We start from the raw sequence: 5,029 nt of genomic DNA, 5'->3' as shown, positions 1-5,029 counted from the left end.
GGCGAGCATGTTCAGCCGTGGGAACGCCACATCGGGCGCGCCGATCTGCAGCGGCATGATCCAGTTCGTGAAGCCGTCGAACAGCGGCGGCGAGCAGACCACGATCTATCAGGCGGCGATGCGGTACACCGCCGACGGCGTCCCGCTGCTGGTGATCGCGGGCAAGGGGCTCGACCTCGGGCTTAGGCTCGGCCGGCACCCGCAGGTGGTCCTGGGCATCTGCAGTCTCACGGATGCGGCGGCCCAGATGTGCCGTGGTCGGTCAGCCAGATGGACACTGCCTCGCGCTCGTGTCGCTCTGCGGTGGCCTCGGCGGCCGCCTGTGCGGCATCGCGCCGGAAGCGGCCCTGGCCGCCGTGCGGGTCGACTGTGAGAAGGCCGTGAGCGGTTTGCTCAACGATGGCGCGAAGCAGGTTTTCCAGCGATCCGACGGGTGGCATCCGTGATCCTTCCGCGTAGATGTGAAAAGTCGGCTCGAAGGACTCCCGGGCGGGTGCTATGGGCTGCCGGTCCCGCACCCGTAGCACCCGCCTCCTGGGCTGCGGGCGGCCCACAGGCACGCAAGGCCCCACCCTCGGTAGAGGTTACTCACTGCGACCGCATGCGACTGTATGCGACGTGCCGGTAGGGCGCCAGCGGCGGGCTTTGGCGGACTACGAAGGGACGAGCGGCTTTGTGCGCCGCTGCGGGAACGCCTCCGGTCTCAGGCGAGACTCCGCGTGGCGCCGGGTGTCCAGGGCGGCCACGCACCGGGACTCCGGCGATGACCGACAGGTAGGAACCGTCTTCCAGGACCTGCAGGACGGCCGGCTCCCGACTGGAGGACACCCGTAGCAGCAGGGCGGCGTCCGTGCTGTGGACGGAGCGGACGAACTCATCGGCGTCGAAGCCGCGGTCGGCGAGCACCAGCATGTCCTGGCCGAGGTGTCCGAGTAGTTCCAGCGCGGCACCGACCTCTCCGCGCACCGTCCGACCACCGCGCCGGGCCAGGGCGCGGGTGCCCGTCTCCACCAGGGCGAGTACGGACAGCAGGGGATAGGCGGTCACCGTGTCGGCCGCGATCTTGTGCCGGCCCAGCCAGGAGACGTTGTCTTCGCTCTCCGGGACCCGGGTGGACCTGCAGCCGTCGAAAGCTAGCGTTCGCAGTCCCCGGTAGCACACCGGCAGGAGTGCGCGGGCGGCCCAGTGGCACGGCCACCGCCTCGAAGACTTCCCGCAGCGGGTCCGGTCCGATCCGCCGCCGCACGTCGGCCAGGCCTGTCCCGGTCAACTGCCGGACCTGGTAACCCGCTTGGCGCAACGCCCCGATCAGGGTGTCCCAGACCTGTCCGTACGACCGTTCCGGGAACAAGGCGAGCGCCAGCTCGAAGTAGACCGCCACCCGCCCCGGCACCCCTGCTCCACGGCCACGCCGCCCCAGACGCTCAAGGATGTCGTCCACCAACTCGAAGGGAGCAAACCGGGTCAGTGCCCCAAGATGCCCCGGAGCGGACAAGCCCGTTGCCGCAGTGATGGTTGAGTCAGCGTCATTGTGCCAAGCTGATCCGGCAACAGAACCTCCGGTACTGGGCTGCCATGGTCGACAACCTCAACTACCGAAGGTCCTGTGGGCCTGTTCCCGAAAGCCCGGATCTACCCGGACCGCCTGACAAACCCCGCGCCCCTTCAACCTCCCGGCATTGGGCATCCGCGTCCCCCGCATGAACTCGATCATGGAACGCTGGGTGCAGACCTGCAGACACGAGCTGCTCGACCGCACCCTAACGCGTAAATAAGTCCAGCTCAGGCGGGTTTCGGGCAGGCGGACGTGTCCGGTGGCCAGGGCTGGCTGCCGGTTCGGGGTGTGTTCGTTCAGGCGGCGTTGCCGATCGGGTTGAGCGTGACGGTGAAGCCGAGCTGGTTGAGTTGGGTGATGGTGCGTCGGGGGGAGCGTTCGGGGTCGCGTTGGGCGAAGTAGGCGCCGCCGAGGTCGTGGTAGGGGCTGTTGGTGGTGAGCATGTGCCAGATCGCGGTGGTGATCGAGTGCTCGACCGCGACCAGGGCCTTCATGACCCCGTGCCGGGAGGTGAGGCGCCGGTAGCGGGCCTGCAGATAGGTGCCGTTGGTTCGGGCGGCTCCCATCGCGGCGATGCCCCAGGGCACCCTTGAGGTAGGGGTTGCCGGGCCTGACCTTGGTGTTTTTGGACCGGCCGGCGGACTCGTGGTGGCCGGGGCAGACCCCGGCCCAGGAGGCCAGGTGCTTGGCGGTGGGGAAGCGGTTCATGTCGCCTCCGGTCTCGGCGACGACGACTTCGGCGACGGCTCGGCTGATGCCGGGAACGGTGTCCAGGAGGTCGAGCACGTCACGAAAGGGGGCCATCGCCTCCCCGATCCGGCCGGTCAGCTTCTCCAGCGTGGCGGTGAGTTGGTGGTACTGGTTGAGGTAGAGCCGGGCCAGGAAGGCATGGTGCTCGCGGAAACGCCCGGTCAGCGCCTCGGTGAGCTCGGGGATCCTGTTGCGCATCCGGCCCTTGCCCAGGTCCGCCAACTGTTCCGGGTCGCGCGCGCCGGCGATCAGGGCTTCGAGCATCGCCCGCCCGGAGACGCCCATGATGTCGGAGGCCACCGACGACATACCGGTGTCCTCCAGCAGCTTCTCCAGCCGCTGGGCGACCTTGGCGCGTTCGCGGGTGGCGTGGGTGCGGGCACGGGTGAGGTCACGCAGTTCCCGCACGGGCTCGTCCGGCACGAACGAGGCCCGCAGCAGCCCGTGGGCACCCAGTTGCGCCAGCCAGGCGGCGTCGGAGACGTCGGTCTTGCGGCCGGGCAGGTTCCTGGCATCGCGGGCGTTGACCAGGATCACATCCAGGCCCTCGGACAGCAGGTGGATGAAGGGCTTTCAGTAGTCCGACGTCGCCTCGATCACCACCAGCGTGACCCCCGCGTCGATCAGGTGCTCGCGCAGGTCCAGGATCGCCTCGGTGGTCCAGGCCCAGGTCGTCGTCTCGGTGGTGAAGGTCCCGCGCCGTCGCGCGTTGGGCGTGCGCACGCAGACCTTGGCGTCCTTCTTGCTGATGTCCAGGCCCGCACAGCGTTCGTGGAGGATGTCCACGGCCTGCTCCTCTCACTGGGTGAAGGATGAAGGAGTACGCCGTTCCGGGAGGACCAGGGTGGATCAGGAATCTAACGCTCGTGCACTCGGCAACACTCCACGGTTCCCGTGGACGGTCCTCAGCACCATGTTGATCTACGGGCTTGGCGGCACCACAGGGTCAACGGTTTCGGCCGGAACGGCAATCGCATGGTCCCGGGCCCTCAACAGCCGCCACCAGGGCTCACCGAGGCATCACCGGCGCACACCCACAGATTTACCCGCCCCCCGGCGTGCGGCGAAGCCGCACTGGGTTGCTGATCTGGAACCTCCCCCACCTGCTCCACGCACTCGCCGAGTTCGAAGTGTTCTACGACCAGCATCGTCCCCACCGGACCTGCACAGCGCAGCACTCCTGCGGCCGGCCCCCGAACCGATCACCAACCCCGACCGACTCGACCGGCTGGACATCCATCGACGTGACCGACTCGGTGGCATCCTTCACCAGCACGCACACGCGGCCTGACCTGCCCGGACGTAATAATCGGCACCCGCAAATGGAGGAGGCGGTGCGCGGTGCCTGAATCGGTCTAGACAACACAACGGCCCAGGTTGGGGATCACGTCCCTGGCCTGGGCCTTCGTTTTTGGAGCGGGTGACGTGAATCTGAGCTTGGGAATCACAGGGGGCCTTGCTCGGTGTATGCGGAGCTCGGGCGGTGTATTTGCTGGGCGATGGGTGGTTGCTCGCGTTACGGCTGCTGCCCGCTGTTGACCGTGGGATACCGCTCTGCCTGGTGCGGAAGTGGCGCGGCCGGCGCAGACCACCCAGCCTCAGGAGGGTGCCCAGATCAGCATGGCCGGCACCGGCAGGGCGATCAGTCAGCGGGTGACCAGTACGGGCTTGCGACCGTAGCGGTCGCAGAAGGTGTCGGCGAAGAAGTCGGTGACGGCCTTGGTGGCGCCGAAGGTCACGACGGCGTGACGTTCGCCGAGGCGCTGTGGGTCTGATGGCTGCGCCTCAACCAGCGGAGTCGCTGTAGTGGCGGGAAACCGGATTTTTACTGGGAAGGGAGAAGAAAGCCCTTGACTCATAGTAAATGGGGAGGATAATTGCAATACACCAGAAAACCGGAGCGAGTCGCACTGTCGGTGGAGACGTTCGCCGACTCGCGTGACTAGCCCGTTGGCTCTGGCCAGGCCCCCGGCAGCTCTCTCGGTCTCAGAGCTTTCAGTGACGGCTGAAAGTCATGGCATCGGGGCGGACTACCGGGGACTGCATGTTTGCATGCACCCCAGGTGCGCAGCGCATGCACATGAGCGCATGCACATGGAGGATCCGGGTGAAGCTCCCGGGTCGGCGTGCGGCGCCGCAGCGATGGCTCACAGCGAGGTCGGTGAGGGCCGGATCACCGAGGCCGCGGTCGGCGGGAGGCGGCTCAGCTGCCTGAAGGGTGCCGAAACTCCGCACCGGGTCTGATCAGGCACTTGCGTCTCCGCCCGATCATGGCAGGCTCGCACCGCATGGCGTTGCGCATGCTCTATCTGATCTTCCTCCGGCTCCTCCTGCTGCTGTCACGGTCGGAACGGCCTGATCCGCGAGGGGTCTATCAGGAAAGAACAAGTGCTGCCACAACCACGGTCCGCTGTTGGCGGCGTCGAAAACGTGTGCCCCGAATTTCCGGTCTGCCTCCAAACAGCAGAGCGGCGGCGAGCACGGGGAACGCGATGAGCACCAGCACTGCGGTGAGCAGAACGTTCCAGGTGAAGAACGGCATCCGGAACATGGTCATGCCGGGCTCGCGCATGCAGATGATCGTGGTGATGAAGTTGACCGCGCCGAGGATGGTGCCGAAGCCGGAGAAGGCCAGGCCCATGATCCACATGTCGCCGCCGATCCCCGGCGAGTGGACCACGTCGTTGAGCGGCGCGTAGGCGAACCAGCCAAAGGCGGCCGCGC

At 67.2% G+C, this 5,029-nt stretch carries 2 protein-coding genes and 4 pseudogenes; 1 reads left to right on the top strand and 5 read right to left on the bottom strand.

Annotation, left to right across the window (positions count from 1 at the left end; translation table 11 throughout):
• Positions 1-227: 227 nt before the first annotated feature.
• The 3 genes and pseudogenes from FCI23_RS53920 to FCI23_RS64520 form a co-directional block, all read right to left on the bottom strand.
• Entirely contained in the window at positions 228-440 is a 213-nt protein-coding gene (locus FCI23_RS53920; RefSeq protein WP_136731513.1) for a hypothetical protein, read from the bottom strand.
• Between the two features lie 148 nt (positions 441-588).
• Complete coding sequence (locus FCI23_RS62065; RefSeq protein WP_246144905.1) at positions 589-1,161, bottom strand: hypothetical protein; 573 nt, start codon at positions 1,159-1,161, stop codon at positions 589-591.
• A 52-nt stretch (positions 1,162-1,213) separates the two neighbouring features.
• A pseudogene (locus FCI23_RS64520) lies at positions 1,214-1,495 on the bottom strand (transposase domain-containing protein); the annotation flags it as partial.
• A 187-nt stretch (positions 1,496-1,682) separates the two neighbouring features.
• Between FCI23_RS64520 and FCI23_RS62060 the strand changes: the two are divergent.
• Positions 1,683-1,763: pseudogene (locus tag FCI23_RS62060) on the top strand (integrase core domain-containing protein); the annotation flags it as partial.
• A gap of 88 nt (positions 1,764-1,851) precedes the next feature.
• On the opposite strand, the pseudogene FCI23_RS53905 reads toward FCI23_RS62060, so the two are convergent.
• Together FCI23_RS53905 and FCI23_RS53890 are read right to left on the bottom strand one after the other, a co-directional pair.
• Positions 1,852-3,091, bottom strand: a pseudogene (locus FCI23_RS53905) (IS110 family RNA-guided transposase).
• A gap of 1,593 nt (positions 3,092-4,684) precedes the next feature.
• Positions 4,685-5,029, bottom strand: a pseudogene (locus FCI23_RS53890) (cbb3-type cytochrome c oxidase subunit I); the annotation flags it as partial.

This window comes from Actinacidiphila oryziradicis (genome assembly GCF_005047355.1).
GTDB classification, from domain to species: domain Bacteria; phylum Actinomycetota; class Actinomycetes; order Streptomycetales; family Streptomycetaceae; genus Actinacidiphila; species Actinacidiphila oryziradicis.
The sequence above is the reverse complement of the archived record's forward strand: the minus strand, read 5'-3'. Positions and strand labels throughout refer to the sequence as shown.